The following is a 12533-nucleotide window of genomic DNA, read 5'->3' on the forward strand; positions in this document are numbered from 1 at the left end:
CTTAAATTGGGATTAATTACGATCCTCCCAGAGACATAATTGATTGCCACAGACTAAGATAAAAATTGCTTTCTCGGTTTCGGAATAGTTGAAAAGCTTGTCCAGGTGCGCCAAAAAAAGGTCTCAGCGTCCATCCCAACTGACTGCCAACAAACGCATAGAGTCCCAACCAAAAGCGCAAAATATTTAGCCTGATGTCTTTGCCTTCCGTATCTTGTTCGGACAAAAAGTGCATTCCTTGATAAATGAAACTTACCCCCAAAAATCCTGTGATTGCCATAATAGCAACATTCAGCAACAAATAAAAAGTGTAATTGGTACTGCTGATGAGAAAAAACAGACTGACAGGTGCAAATCCAAACAGCAAAATGCTAATCATCGCCATCGCTGTCATCAACAATGTCAAATACTGCTCAAAAGTTCGTTTTGAACCAAACATGACATTAAAAAAGTACAGCGTGGGAAAGCAGATAATCAGTGTCAGCAAGTAAAGTGCTGGCAGTTTAATTGCTGAAACCAGACATTGCATCCACGTACTAGATGCGCCTAATATCGCTCCGTAAATGCCAAAAAATACGGTACTAGAAATCAACAAACCGAAAATTTTAGATTTTAGCTTGACACCTTGGCGAATTTCTTCCAGAAACTGTTGCCGTTCCCGCAGCAAATACATTACTACTGAAAAATATTTCACGGGCTCTCCTTGTGACTGATGCGACTCCGAATCAGTCATAACTCAAGCTGAGTGCGCTTGGCAAGCTTGGCAAATCAGGGCACTCTATGTTAACCCATTATTCTTGTACCCAGCTCACCACAAGCTCAGAGGTGGAGGCGTTTTGAGAGATACTTGCAAACCTAAACGGCTCAAACTGAATACAGTTATGCTTTGTATTCAATTTGTATTCATTTATCTCCAAATTGTCTCCAAAAAGGGCGATCGGGTAGTTATGTGATACTCAGTTGATACTCTGTTTGGTCGTTCCGCAGTCAAATTGTATTCATTTTGTATCCAATTTCTAGTTAATCCGACCGCTCGACAACCGAGAAAATCAGCAATAAAAAACCTCAAACCGTTGATTTCTGGTGGGTTTGAGGTTTTTGTAGGCGCAAGCGGGCAGCGGGAATCGAACCCGCATAGTTAGCTTGGAAGGCGGTAGGGAGAAATCCCTGAACTGCTTGCCTGCAAACAGTTCTAGTTATTGTGGCATGAGGCTGTTAGGAAATTGTATTCATTCTGTATTCAAACGGGTATTATGTGGGTGCTGAGTTGTCAAAAAAAAAATTATGGTCAATCTTCCACCAAGCAAAGCTAAAAAAGGTTCCGTAGTCGTTCAAACCAATCAGGGCCGACTACGCTTGCAGATGCCGAGACAGCTTTGTGGAGGGCATCAAAAATTCCTGTACCTGAATCTGGCAGATACCCCTGAGAACTGGGAATTGGCAGAAGCTAAAGCACGGGTGATTGAATCTGACATCAAGTTTGAGCGGTTTGACCCCACACTCAAAAAGTACAAGTCACAGACTCACTTGACTGTTGTTGAGACAATCAAGCCTAAGCCGGAACTGACGCTGACTAAGTTGTTTGCTAAATACTTGGAATTCAAGAAGCCAGCACTCAAGGCGACAACTTTCAACTACTTGGTAACGGGCATTCAAAGTTATATTGACCGTTGCCCCTACCAGCCTCTGTCAGAGGACTGTGCTTTGCAGGTACGCGCTTGGCTGTTGGAGGATACGACTAACAGCATGACTAAGAGGATTTTGACTCACCTAAATGCAGCGGTTAAATGGGGGATTAAGTTCAAGATTGTTAAGGGTTTAACTGTATCCCCGTTTGAGGGACTAGCAGCGGAATTGCCTAAGCATAACTGGGAAAGCGACCCGGAACCAAACGCATTTACAGCACAAGAAAAAGAGCTGGTGTTGGAGGCTTTCAAAAACCACAGAGGGACTTGGAACGGGAGGGGAGAAACCGGGCAAAAGTTTTGTTTTTACTACCCAATGGTGCAGTTCTGGCTGCTGACTGGATGCCGTCCCTCTGAAGCTGTGGGTTTGAGGTGGTGTGACATTGCCCCTGACTTTTCTCACATTGTGTTTAACGGGAGCATACAACACCCAAGCGGTAAGGAGACAAGGGTTGACGGCAGCAAAAACAATAAGCGGCGCAAATTTCCTTGCAATCAAGAATTGATTCAGTTGCTAAAAAGTATCAAGCCACAAAATCTGACTGACAAAGATAGGTTAGTTTTCCCATCACCTGTTAAGGGCAAGGCGATTAATTACAACAATTTCACTAAGCAGGTATGGCACAAATTAGTTGACCCGATTACCGAAAAAACCAGGCAACACGAACAGGATTGTAAGACAACTACCCCTTACTCGTGCCGGGATACTTTCATTAGCGAACAGGTTGGCAAGGGTGTGCCGAGTGCGGTGGTTGCTAAATGGTGTGATACGTCGGAAAGGGTGATTAATTCTGTGTATTTAGACGGCAAGATTTTGGAGCATTTACGCCCGCTTTGATGCTGTTAGGATGTTGATTCTAGGGACAACTTTTGGGACATAAAACTTTACAGTTCCTGTGTTGACAAGGAAGTGGAAGTCTGCAATCGTGAGTAACTAAGGAAGATTGTTGCGCGGTTGACGAGCACTGGAAATGCTAGCCAAACCACGACTTCCCCAAACCGTTCTCTAACAACGTTTGGAGCCTATAAATTATGCCACTTTCAGCCGATTGTCCTAACGGACGATCGCAATTCTTTACGCAATCTCGTGTCCGAAAATTTGGACATCTATTCAGTTGGAAGGATTTAGCCCGTCGCGAAAATCTAAGACGCTCAAATAGCAGTCTGTACCGATTTGTATTTTCACCAGCAATTTTTGCTCAACTTCCCCGCCCGAAATTTCTTATCGGGGACAAGATTTCCGACCACTGGATAGATGAGTTCGACAAAGAGTGTGTCGAGTTTGGTGAAGTCGTTGGAGTTTCTTGGCATCCAACCCAAAGTGAGTGGGCTTACCTAGTTAATTGGACTTCTGGCGAAGGCCCGGATTCTATTTACCCCTGCTTCGATGAGCACTTGGTAATCGGCGGTGACTTGAGGCTTGTCAGCCATGACTGAGCCCGCCATCAGCTACCGTCGCATTGACAAACTCAGGGCGATCGCCTTTGACCGTGGATTCACCAATGAAGACGCCAAGCAGTTTGGGAAGCTTTCTAAAACTGCTACGTGGGAAGCGCTGCTGGAACTTTACCTGGTTGACGGTGAATCGCTTGACACAGTGCTAGACGTGCCACTAGACACTGTAGACATACCGCTAGACATCACGCCTGAACCGCTTGACCCGCAAGCTGTAGACACTGTAGACATACCGCTAGACACCACGCCTGAACCGCTTGACCCGCAAGCTGTAGACACTGTAGACACCCTAGATTGGACTAACGACGGTTCGTTCCCTGTGTGTGGCTTCACCCGCCAGAATTCCACTAGCTTTTTAGACTGGGTTGACCTTGGGCAACTCATCGCACTCATACTCGCATCGACGGGGGTGTTTGTACTGGCTATGTCTATGTGGCGACAAATCAATCCCCTGAATTTATTTCCCTCTCCTGTTCGTATCAACATTCAAATCGGGACAAAATTATGAGCTTACAACTACGCCTTTTCGGCGGTAATTCTGATGCTGGCAAACTCACTGCCAGCAACGACGGCGGACACGCAATCGACAAATCAAAAGTTTTGGCAAGCACTGATGCAAGCGTCATCACACCGCTAAATCCTGGTAATTTTTCCAGCATCCGTAGTGTGCCAGTTGTGCCAGCACCGCGCTACTTTTCCAAAGATGAAGCCGACGCGGTGAAGGATTTGGCAAAGGAGAAAACAGACGGTGCAAAACAGTCTAAACGCGCCTATGAAGCACTGGCAAAAATTGAAGAAGCCGACGCTAAAGTTCACCGCCATCACCGCAAATATGAGGGTGTTGTCGCCGATAATGAACTGGGCAAAAAACGCTCAGACACTCGACTGGCTAAGCACTTACACAGTTTGCGTCCCGGTTACGCTCGACTGGGTTTAGGGATTGACAAAGCTGACAGCGATGCCCGCACTCGGATTGATGCGATTAAAGCCAAACTGACGGGAGGGGCTAACTAAATGAAAGCGATGTATCTGGCTAACTACTTCGTTGCCGGATGCGTCGCTTTCTCCCTTTTGGGGTGGATAGCGAGTCTGCATCCGATGGCAATGAAAGCCGTTTTATTCTTGTTAGCAGCGACTGCGATTGCTTGGGGGCTTAGTTGGTTGCTTGACTATTCCCTGAGTAAACTGCTTAAGATTTCAGTGGCTGATTTACAAGCGCTTCTAATCGGCGGTTTGGTGATGCTGCTGATTGGTTTGGGGGTGTTTCTATGCAGCTAAAATTGTTTGTGTTGAGTGCGTCCTCTCTTGTGCTGTGGCTGACTCCACTAGCAGCGTTAGACAAAAAGCTAGACACCCACAAAGCACTGCAAGGTGTCAGCTTGTGTGCTGCGATTGCTTGTGCAGTGTCGGCGGGTAATATCGCTCGCAAACTGTCTGAACAAGGGGAGATTGAGGCAATTAAAGAGCGGGCAATCACCGCCGATGTGGTGGATGAAATCTCTACAAGCGTATACATTTCTCAGAAACAAAGACAACAGGAAGCAGAACAAATTCTGGCAACAAACGAACGAACAGACGAACAAGAAGCAGAACTCGATTCGATAAGAGAATCACTAGAACTGTTACTGAATAAGACTTCTGGCGATTCTGGCGAACTTGCAGTAGTGAATTTATCCACCAAGCAGCGCGAACAAATCGAACTAATTCTGCAATGTCACGCGAAGGGCATCACCGGCAAGAATAAAATCCTTAAAGAAGTTTGGGGAGTCAGTGCAGGTAGTAGCCAATTCTACCGGGACGCGAAGGCTGAGTATGAATTCTTGATGCCGTTTGTGAAAGGGGAAAGTGATGACTAAACAGCCAAATATCCCAACCACGGCAGCCCTAAGATTGACTGGTACTAAGTCAGAAATAGAGTTGGTTCTGGCGGTTTTACGAGGTAAGGATTTCTTCTGGAAAACTAATGGCAAGTTCTACCCGCAACGAGGGGATAGCAATCAGTACGCTTACTACCTCAACGACTTGCAATTACCCCAGCTTGGGGTAGCAGCCCCGCCAACACCAACACCGGGGGAACCACAACCTCGACCGTGGGATGCGGTTTTGGGTGGTCAGGGAGAGTAAGTACAAAGGCTTAGTCGGGGGGGTGAAAATCGCCCTACTTTACCCCAAAAACTGCTTTTTCTGGAACCCGCTCTCTGTCTACGTTTCTCTCCAAAAAAAATCACTCGTGGATGTTAATACCCACGTGGTAGAGACTGGTTAGGGAAATAAGGGTAAAATTCCTCCGAATTTTCAGACAAAAGTCCCTCTGACTTGGCGGCGCTAAACTCCGCGTTACGAGCTGGTCGTCGATTGCTTTTACCTTTAAATCCGACGAGTGAGTTTTTTTACGTTTCCGGTTCGTGTTTTTTCCGTTTTCAGGCTAGCGGCTAGAATAAAACGATGTGCTTAAAGTGTTCGGCAGAGAGGAAAAAACTTGTAGAGCTGACAGAGCGATTAATAGTTCGCGGCATCCTCGGTGGGTTGCCGTTGACGTTCCATTTGGCAAAGGAGCGAAAGTACAAGGCCCACAGTCTAGCGCTCTGGACAGTTCTGATTCAGGTTTCTAACGAGCAACTTCTCCGCCAACTCAAGGACAAGCGGAGCATGGACAAATCCTTTGAGCACCTTCTTTGGGGAAACCGCCATCTCCTGTGGTCGTTCCGCAAAGTAAAGTTTTGCTCCATCAAGGCTTTTTGGGACAAAACCCCTGACACGTTTCTGCGCTTCCTTGTAAGTCGGACTACATTCCGAAGCTTCCTCAGTCGTTTACTGCTGTCGCAGCCAGAACCTTCTTGCAATGGCCCGCCAAAGGGTTTTGTGCCATTGCCAGACGCCGAAATAGGTGGTTGTGCTCGCAACGACAGCCTAGCCGCACCCCTAGTCAACTAGCGGGGCGGTACCTCCTATGCTCTAAATTTTCCAAAAAATCTACACACTAAAAAACCGCTGCCTTCAATTGGTACCTGAACCGCAACGGTTTTTAGTAATTCACCCATCTCTTAGAAAGACGAGACAAATCATCATGTCCCACAATGTTAACTCGAATGACGGGCAAACATCAAGCACCCCCAAAAAATTCGACATCCGCGACCATCTCGACAAACTGGAACCAGGCAAAGCCAAAAATTACTACACTTGCCCTGTCTGCGAAGGTCATAGCTTAGGGATTAACTCCAAGAACGGCAAGTACCAATGCTGGACGAACGCTTGCTCAACCGCTGATATTCGGGAAGCTATCCGGCCACTGGCTGAATTTTTAGCAGAGTGCAAAGAGGACAATCCCGCATCACAAGCAAAGAAGCCAAAAGCCAAAAAGAAGGAATACCGACCCGTACCAGTTCCGATCGGCGCGAAACTTCTGAGATTACCCGCACCCGGAAAACCACCTCGTGCCGAACAACCCAAATACGTTCCCAAAGGCGTTCCAGACAGTGCCACACAAATCACCTACGCCTACAGCGACACTCAAAAGGTTTTGCGGTTTGATTGGCCCGACGCCAGTAAGCCAAAGGGACGCGACAAAACTTGCCGCCAAATCCACATAGACCCCAGTGGCAAGGAAATTTGGAGCAAGGGCGATGCTCGCTGGCCGGCATATCGGATTGACGAAGTTGTGCAATTACTGGAAGCACTACCCGATGATGAACCCGTCCTCGTTCTGGCACTTGAAGGGGAAAATAACGTAGAACTTGCACGGGACATCAGTGTAGCGGCCCTGACTCTGCAAGGTTCCAATTGGAGCCATGTCGAAATTCAAATAATGCTCGAAACTCTGCAAGCGACAGGCAAAAACGTCGCCGTTGCAGTGTTGCGCGATAACGACGACGCGGGCATCAAGAAGAGCCAAGAAGTTTGGCTGGTTGCCCGTCACATTCAGCTCCCTTGCGTGGTTGTTGACCCGCGTGTCATCCACCCAAAAATCCCAGAGGCGGGAGACATCAGAGAAATCTTGGAAGCCATAGATAGTGAGGAATTCATTCGGCGGGTAGAGGAAGCAGTCAATAACGTTGCAGCGGAATCAATTACTTCTATTTCTCTAACTCCTCACCCGCGCACGCGAGAAGAAGTAGTATGCCAGAAGTATGACAGTAGTGAAAGTGACTACATCCCAGACACTGCACCGACTCCAGAGCAAAACTACGTGCAGAAAGCTGTGGATGCGCTGTACTCTGACAAGCCTTGGGTATCGATAGCGGGGCAGCTTTTTGAATTCACCGGGACTCATTATGAGTTGCGATCGGAAGCTGCCGAGAAGCGACGTATTCTTGATTGGCTGAGCACTTACTCTGAATTGGTAAAAGGGAAATATCGCTGCAATCGTTTTAACTCTGCCAGTGCTAACGAGGTCTACAACTGTATGGTCTTAGCTGTAGCCGTAGACCCTAACACCATCAATCCTGATGGGTTGAACTCTTCTAAAGGGATAGTGAAAATCAATCCTGATGGCTCTCACTCGCTTGTGCCGCATAACCCTAACCAGGTCTATACGTATGTTGGCTGCAAGTATGACCCCGACATTGACCCGACTGACTGCGATCGCCTTTTGGAATGCTTGGAGCCGTCGCAGCGTGAGGTATTTTTGCGGACTGCTGCTGCTGCGCTGAATTTGAAGCTTGTCCGCTCTAAGCTGACGGGACGGGGCGTTAAAGGTTTGCTGTGCCACGGCGAGGGGTCTAACGGTAAAGATACATTGCGGGCTGTGTTGTCTGCTGTCTTTGGGCGGGGGATGACCGGGAAGTCTCTGTCAGATTTCAAGTCCTATGACAATGGCCGCAAGTTTTCTCTGGCAGGAATTGAAGGAAGTATTTGCAATTGGGCTTCCGAGAATACTGGAAAAATAGACCTCGACACCATCCAGAGTCTTAAACAGTTGATTACAGGCGACATTCTTGATATTGAACGCAAGGGCAAGGATGGTTATGAGTACAAACCTGCGGCCATCTTTTTAGCCAACTGCAACAAACTACCGTCTATCACCGGGGGGACGGCCGCCATTGATGACCGCTACAGCATCCTGAGTTTCGAGAAAACTTACAAGCACAACGCTGACCCGTCTCAGGGTGAATTGGAGGCTGACCCGCGTTTTAAGGATGATGAGAACTTTATCCTTGAACGGATTGCACCGGCGATGCTTAACAAGATGTTGGAGCGGTTGCCGCTGTTGTTGAAAGAGGGGATTGACTACAAGGCAACTCGTGAGGCGATGCGGGAAGCTCAAGAGGGAAGTCGGCACTTGTGGCAGTTTGCGCGCGAGGTTGGTCTGGAGGTTCAGTCTGGTGGGCGTGTTTGGCTTAAAGACTTATGGCAAAAGTTGCAAAACTGGTATGAGGATGCAGGGATTCTAGAGAGAGAGACTAGCGGCACCAAGGAGAAGCTGATTTGGAATGAACTTCCTAGTAAGTATGACGCTCCTGTAAAAGCTATAAACCAGTTGTACTCAAGGTTATGTGAAATTTTCCCTAAAGTACAAGTCCATCGCTGTGAAGACCGCAACAACCCAGAGCGAAGAGGTCAAAAATACTTGCTCGGAATCAATTTTGTGCAAAGTTCTACAACAGCTCATAAAACTGGGTTGGCAGAGTTGGCAGTAGACACAGCAATGGTTACAGGGTTGGCAAGTGGGTTGGCAAGTGAGTTGGCAAAAAATACTGCCAACCCAGTTGCCAACCCACAAACCCTTACACAGAGGGCTGCCAACTCTGCCAACCCAATTTCCTCACCTTTTGCGGAAGTGTGCAATTTACTCTCTCAACTCACCGATGACGAGCGGCGGAAGTTGGCAGAATTACTGGTGAAACCTCAACCATTGGTTCAGAAAGTTACTCCCGAAGATGCCCAGGCGATGCGAGACATAGCACTGGTGTGGTGGCACGAATACTACCCAGAACAACTACAAACTCTCCAAACACAAATGTTTGGCTGGCAGGCACCGGGCAAAAAATACGACATAGCTACGATTGCTCAGTGGTTGGAAGGAGAAGTGGAAGCCGTTCGCGATCGAATTGCTGAACTCATCCGTCTCCAAGGAGAAATTTAGCCGCTGCCTGACAACTGACGGCTCAATCCTATCCCCCTTAATTGGGGGATTTTCATGTCTACAAGTTTTGTCTACAAACTGTTGACACTGTAGACAGATATCAGTTAGTGTAGACAAATACTGTATATAGGTGTCTACAATGAGTCAAAGTCAAGTCGTATCGTTCAGGGCTTCCGGTCACTTCCTAAACTGGATAGAGGCTCAGAGGCTAGATGGTGAGTCGGTCAGTCAAGCTGCACAACGCATCCTCAAGGAAGTCTCAGGCACGTCTACAACAGTGTCTACAATGTCTACACCAAGCGACACTAACGTGCTGTCTACATCGTCTACAGATTTGTCTACACGAAGCGATAACAGCGTCGCGTCTACAAATATTGTAGACACTGTAGACAAGGCTGTAGCCGATCGCCTTGACCCCGTGATGGAGCGGATGGCCGCCATTGAGGAACGGCTGGGAAAATTGAGTGCCTGAGCGATGGCAACGATGAATCGCTCAGGCAGGAATTGAAAGTGGCCAACAAGCAGCTTGCAGAATGGGACAAGGAACTGAATCAGTTACACGAGCGGAATGGTGACTTGGGTTTGGAAGTTCAGAATTTGAAGGAAGAACTTGCGACCGTGACGCGCGATCGGGAGGAAATTAAAAACTCGGCTCCGACCGTGGCGAAATTTCCAGAGTCAGCCGACTTGCTCAACCAGTTAAAAGCGCGGCGTAAAAAGTCGAGGGCCGACTTGGGAGATATCGACGCAATTCTGGGGCTTCTGGCGGAAGAGTACGGTTCAAACCCTCTCTAGGTATGGATTGTATTCAATTTGTATTCAAACGAGGCCAATTGTCTCCAAATTGTCTCCATTTTCTAGTCAACTAGACCCCTTGATAGTCCTAGAAATCAGCAATAAAAAACCTCAAACCGTTGATTTCTCGTTGGTTTGAGGTTTTTGTAGGCGCAAGCGGGCAGCGGGAATCGAACCCGCATAGTTAGCTTGGAAGGCTAAAGTTTTACCACTAAACTATGCCCGCACACAGAAACTAAACATACCACAAGTCTCTGGGGATTGCAATAGGCCCGTGCAAAATTTTTGAATACCTCCCTCACACTGGCTGAATCGGGACTTGCGGCCCGATCGCCCTCCTCGCGCCTACAATCCCTCTCTCCGATGCTGGATAAGGCTTTACGGATGGAAATAATCGTAAATTTGCTGCGCCAGACGCGGGCCAATCCCAGAAACTTCTGCCAACTGTTCGGGAGTCGCTAAACGCAGGTAGTCGATCGACCGAAAATGTGCCAACAATTGTTTTTGCCGGTGGTGTCCCAATCCGGGAATTTCATCAAGGCGCGATCGCTTCATTCTCTCGCTTCTTCGATCGCGGTGAAAACTCACAGCAAATCTGTGCGCCTCATCCCGCACCCGGCGCAATAATTGTACGCCCGGCTGCTCAGAATTAGTTGGCAGCGGCAAAGATTCCCCCGGCAAAAATATCTCCTCTCGCTGCTTTGCCAAACTGACAACGCGCAACTCTTCTAGCAAATTCATCTCCCGCAAAACAGCCACAACTGCTGAAAGTTGACCTTTGCCGCCATCGATCATAATTAAGTCGGGTTTGTCGGAAATAGTACGAGAAACGGAGGATAAATTGCTGAGTTTTTCCTGTTCTTCTAACTCGCTAAATCCCTCTTCCATCTTCCCTCTCTCTTCTTCCTTCAATCCTCGGAATCGGCGACCGATAACTTCTGCTAAACTAGCAAAATCATCAGAATGACCCGATTTAACTTCAGGATTTTTAATTTTGTAATGGCGGTAGTGTTGATTGGCCGGCAAACCGTCAATAAATACGACGCGGGAAGCTACGGCGTCAGAACCTTGAATGTGAGAAATATCGTAACCTTCAATGCGCCGAGGAACTTCTGGCAAATCGAGAATTTCTGCTAAATCTTCCATTGCTTGAGAATTGCGATCGCTCAATCTTTGCATTCTCGCCAATTCATACTCAGCATTGCGTTCCACCATCTCAATCAATTCTGCTTTAGTTTGCCGTTGCGGCGTCAAAATCGTAACTTTTCGCCCCTTACGGTTGCTCAACCAATCTGCTAATATTTCCCCTTCTGGCAATTCGTACTGCACAGAAATTTCGCTGGGAATTTCTACAGATTCGACATTTTGATAGTGTTCTTCCAACACCCGCTGTAAAATGGCTCCGGCCTCTACCCCCCCTCGTTCTCCCCCAAGGCTTGGGGGGGAGGCAAGAGAAAGTTGAGATAACTCTTCCCCCCCCGATTGTAGGGGCGGTGCCCCCGTGCCCGCCCTGGGTTGGGGGGCGATTTCCGCCATAAATCCTAACCTTCCGACCAGTTGACCGGCGCGAATTTGGAACAATTGGACGCAAGCGTGCTGGTTGTCTGCCGCAAGTGCGATCGCATCTCTGGAAACCGTATCGTCTGGCAAAGAGACTTTTTGACCCGCACTCAAAGACTGCAAACCCTTAATTCGATCGCGAATGCGCGCCGCCGTTTCAAAGTTTAAATCTTCGGCAGCTTGTTCCATTTGCGGCGCTAACAAGTCGAGTAATTCCTGAGTTCTCCCCTGGAAAATCATCGCTACTTTTTGGATGATTTTTCGGTATTCCTCCGGCGAAGTTAACCCCTGACAAACGCCAACGCAGCGCCCGATGTCGTAGTTCAAACAAGGACGGTCTTTAAACAGCGGTTGAGGGCGCTGCCGCAGCGGGAAAATCCGCTTAATTAAATGCAGCGTACTCCGCAGCGCCCCTGTATCGACGTAGGGGCCGTAATAGCGGTCTTTTGCACTACCTGCGCGGCGTTTGCGGGTGATAAAAATGCGCGGGTATTCCTCCGACCAAGTTATGCACAAATAAGGATATTTCTTATCATCTTTGAGGAGTACATTAAAGTAAGGTTGGTGCTGTTTGACGAGGTTTGCTTCTAAGGCCAAAGCTTCCGCTTCTGTGTCGGTGGCGATGAATTCAATTTCGCGCACTTGCTGCACCATCATCGCGATGCGGGGACTGAGATTTTGGCTTTCGCGGAAGTAGGAACGGACGCGGTTTCGTAGTTTTTTTGATTTGCCAATGTAAAGGATGCGATCGCTCTCGTCTCGCATTAAATATACACCAGGAACCGCCGGAATTTCTTTGAGGCGACTTTCAAGGCGTTCCGAGTCTTTAACTAACGGCAGAGTTTTTGTGGATGGCATTGCAAGCTATCTCAGCAAAATAGAGACTGATTGTACACTCTTTTATTTTACCTTAATTGTGCTGATTTTTACTGCTGCTACCGTCGGCAAATCAACCG

The 12533-nt window shown here is 47.9% G+C and carries 13 protein-coding genes and 1 tRNA gene; 11 read left to right on the forward strand and 3 right to left on the reverse strand.

Annotated features, from left to right (window positions below; genetic code table 11):
* Positions 1-16: 16 nt before the first annotated feature.
* Positions 17-694, reverse strand: coding sequence for a hypothetical protein (locus tag OSC7112_RS24590; RefSeq protein ID WP_041623434.1), 678 nt, complete (start codon positions 692-694; stop codon positions 17-19).
* A 590-nt stretch (positions 695-1284) separates the two neighbouring features.
* Between OSC7112_RS24590 and OSC7112_RS24595 the strand changes: the two genes are divergently transcribed.
* The 11 genes from OSC7112_RS24595 to OSC7112_RS24645 all read left to right on the forward strand — a co-directional run bounded on the left by OSC7112_RS24595 (position 1285) and on the right by OSC7112_RS24645 (position 10017).
* The gene (locus OSC7112_RS24595) at positions 1285-2523 is read left to right on the forward strand and encodes a tyrosine-type recombinase/integrase (protein WP_015178438.1); all 1239 of its coding nucleotides are present in this window, start codon (positions 1285-1287) and stop codon (positions 2521-2523) included.
* Positions 2524-2717: 194 nt separating this feature from the next.
* Positions 2718-3122, forward strand: a complete 405-nt coding sequence (locus OSC7112_RS24600; RefSeq protein WP_015178439.1) for a hypothetical protein — start codon at positions 2718-2720, stop codon at positions 3120-3122.
* The gene (locus OSC7112_RS24605; RefSeq protein WP_015178440.1) at positions 3115-3648 is read left to right on the forward strand and encodes a hypothetical protein; all 534 of its coding nucleotides are present in this window, start codon (positions 3115-3117) and stop codon (positions 3646-3648) included. Before OSC7112_RS24600 ends, OSC7112_RS24605 begins: the two co-directional genes overlap by 8 nt.
* Positions 3645-4154, forward strand: a complete 510-nt coding sequence (locus tag OSC7112_RS24610) for a hypothetical protein (protein WP_015175302.1) — start codon at positions 3645-3647, stop codon at positions 4152-4154. Before OSC7112_RS24605 ends, OSC7112_RS24610 begins: the two co-directional genes overlap by 4 nt.
* On the forward strand, positions 4155-4418 hold the full coding sequence (locus OSC7112_RS24615; RefSeq protein WP_015175303.1) for a hypothetical protein: 264 nt from the start codon (positions 4155-4157) through the stop codon (positions 4416-4418).
* A complete protein-coding gene (locus OSC7112_RS24620; protein ID WP_015178441.1) occupies positions 4409-4996 on the forward strand; it encodes a hypothetical protein in 588 nt (195 codons plus the stop codon). Before OSC7112_RS24615 ends, OSC7112_RS24620 begins: the two co-directional genes overlap by 10 nt.
* Positions 4989-5264, forward strand: a complete 276-nt coding sequence (locus OSC7112_RS24625) for a hypothetical protein (RefSeq protein ID WP_015178442.1) — start codon at positions 4989-4991, stop codon at positions 5262-5264. Before OSC7112_RS24620 ends, OSC7112_RS24625 begins: the two co-directional genes overlap by 8 nt.
* 321 nt (positions 5265-5585) lie before the next feature.
* Complete coding sequence (locus tag OSC7112_RS24630) at positions 5586-6074, forward strand: hypothetical protein (RefSeq protein WP_015178443.1); 489 nt, start codon at positions 5586-5588, stop codon at positions 6072-6074.
* Positions 6075-6207: 133 nt separating this feature from the next.
* Positions 6208-9222, forward strand: a complete 3015-nt coding sequence (locus tag OSC7112_RS24635) for a DUF5906 domain-containing protein (protein WP_015178444.1) — start codon at positions 6208-6210, stop codon at positions 9220-9222.
* A gap of 139 nt (positions 9223-9361) precedes the next feature.
* Positions 9362-9694, forward strand: a complete 333-nt coding sequence (locus OSC7112_RS24640; protein ID WP_015178445.1) for a hypothetical protein — start codon at positions 9362-9364, stop codon at positions 9692-9694.
* A gap of 38 nt (positions 9695-9732) precedes the next feature.
* Positions 9733-10017: a hypothetical protein gene (locus tag OSC7112_RS24645; RefSeq protein WP_015178446.1), complete on the forward strand. Its 285-nt coding sequence runs from the start codon at positions 9733-9735 to the stop codon at positions 10015-10017.
* Between the two features lie 155 nt (positions 10018-10172).
* Here OSC7112_RS24645 and OSC7112_RS24650 read toward each other — a convergent pair.
* Positions 10173-10243: transfer RNA gene (locus tag OSC7112_RS24650), tRNA-Gly, on the reverse strand.
* A gap of 152 nt (positions 10244-10395) precedes the next feature.
* Positions 10396-12435: an excinuclease ABC subunit UvrC gene (gene uvrC, locus OSC7112_RS24655; RefSeq protein WP_015178447.1), complete on the reverse strand. Its 2040-nt coding sequence runs from the start codon at positions 12433-12435 to the stop codon at positions 10396-10398.
* Positions 12436-12533: the final 98 nt, after the last annotated feature.

Source organism: Oscillatoria nigro-viridis PCC 7112, from assembly GCF_000317475.1.
GTDB classification, from domain to species: Bacteria; Cyanobacteriota; Cyanobacteriia; order Cyanobacteriales; family Microcoleaceae; genus Microcoleus; species Microcoleus nigroviridis.

What these genes read in the sequence shown, in the direction of transcription:
- OSC7112_RS24610 (WP_015175302.1), top strand. Translation starts at nt 3,645, where the DNA reads ATGAGCTTACAACTACGCCTTTTCGGCGGTAATTCTGATGCTGGCAAA.
- OSC7112_RS24620 (WP_015178441.1), top strand. Translation starts at nt 4,409, where the DNA reads ATGCAGCTAAAATTGTTTGTGTTGAGTGCGTCCTCTCTTGTGCTGTGG.
- OSC7112_RS24615 (WP_015175303.1), top strand. Translation starts at nt 4,155, where the DNA reads ATGAAAGCGATGTATCTGGCTAACTACTTCGTTGCCGGATGCGTCGCT.
- OSC7112_RS24635 (WP_015178444.1), top strand. Translation starts at nt 6,208, where the DNA reads ATGTCCCACAATGTTAACTCGAATGACGGGCAAACATCAAGCACCCCC.
- OSC7112_RS24625 (WP_015178442.1), top strand. Translation starts at nt 4,989, where the DNA reads ATGACTAAACAGCCAAATATCCCAACCACGGCAGCCCTAAGATTGACT.
- uvrC (WP_015178447.1), bottom strand. Translation starts at nt 12,435, where the DNA reads ATGCCATCCACAAAAACTCTGCCGTTAGTTAAAGACTCGGAACGCCTT.
- OSC7112_RS24595 (WP_015178438.1), top strand. Translation starts at nt 1,285, where the DNA reads ATGGTCAATCTTCCACCAAGCAAAGCTAAAAAAGGTTCCGTAGTCGTT.
- OSC7112_RS24605 (WP_015178440.1), top strand. Translation starts at nt 3,115, where the DNA reads ATGACTGAGCCCGCCATCAGCTACCGTCGCATTGACAAACTCAGGGCG.
- OSC7112_RS24640 (WP_015178445.1), top strand. Translation starts at nt 9,362, where the DNA reads ATGAGTCAAAGTCAAGTCGTATCGTTCAGGGCTTCCGGTCACTTCCTA.
- OSC7112_RS24600 (WP_015178439.1), top strand. Translation starts at nt 2,718, where the DNA reads ATGCCACTTTCAGCCGATTGTCCTAACGGACGATCGCAATTCTTTACG.
- OSC7112_RS24630 (WP_015178443.1), top strand. Translation starts at nt 5,586, where the DNA reads ATGTGCTTAAAGTGTTCGGCAGAGAGGAAAAAACTTGTAGAGCTGACA.